Genomic DNA, 826 nt, shown 5'->3' with positions numbered 1-826 from the left:
TTATAGTACTACTGAAGTTAAAAATAATGGTGGTTTATTAGCAGGAATTAATGACCAAATAACTACAAGTAGTCACCCAGAAACTACATTTTATAATATAATGGATGCAAGACCAACTGGATATACTAATTATGATAATTGACAAAAATTTTTAGAAGCAAAAAGATTTGATATGTTAGCAGAAAAAGATTTTAAAGGATTATTAGCATGTAATAAAAATTTAGCAATTAATAGTAATGGTAAATCAATTGGAGAAGCAAAATTCTTTTGAGATTCAGAATGAAATATAAATAATTTACAAGGTAATTATAATGTTGATATGTCAAGTAATTTTAAATATAAAGACCCAGATACTAATTTAATTATAGGAAGTCCAACTGTTGATTATAGTAAAATATCACAAAAATATATGTCAGCAATATTAAATTTTAATAGTGTAGTATTTTCTCCATTAATACAAATGCCTTATGATTCAAATCAATGATTACCAGTAGCATATAGTTCTTATCCTTTAATTGGTAAAATGTTAAATGCTTTAACTTTAGGTATTCCAATTGGTTGAATTAAAACTCAAAATTATCAGCAATATAAAAAAATGGCATTTTTTAACGGATTTATGTCTGCTTTTTTTGCAAGTAATTTAAGTTCCATTATTGGAGAAAATGATGATAATTGATTTATTCCTTTAAATGTTTTTTCAAATACAAGTGATTTTGAATTAGGTAAAATGTTAGGTGCTAATGTTAGTACAACTGCTATGACTATGAAATTAAGTGATAGAATAAGTGTTTATCCATGAGATGCTAAAACTGGACAAAAATTAACA

General features: G+C 24.8%; 1 protein-coding gene. It reads left to right on the top strand.

The annotated features are described in order from the left end of the window. Positions 1 to 826, top strand: an 826-nt coding sequence (locus tag M0D11_RS06195) for a hypothetical protein (protein WP_252321072.1), incomplete at both ends; no start/stop codon positions are given.

The organism is Spiroplasma endosymbiont of Lariophagus distinguendus, assembly GCF_023846195.1.
In the GTDB taxonomy this organism is placed as follows: Bacteria; Bacillota_I; Bacilli_A; order Mycoplasmatales; family VBWQ01; genus Spiroplasma_E.
The sequence above is the reverse complement of the archived record's forward strand: the minus strand, read 5'-3'. Positions and strand labels throughout refer to the sequence as shown.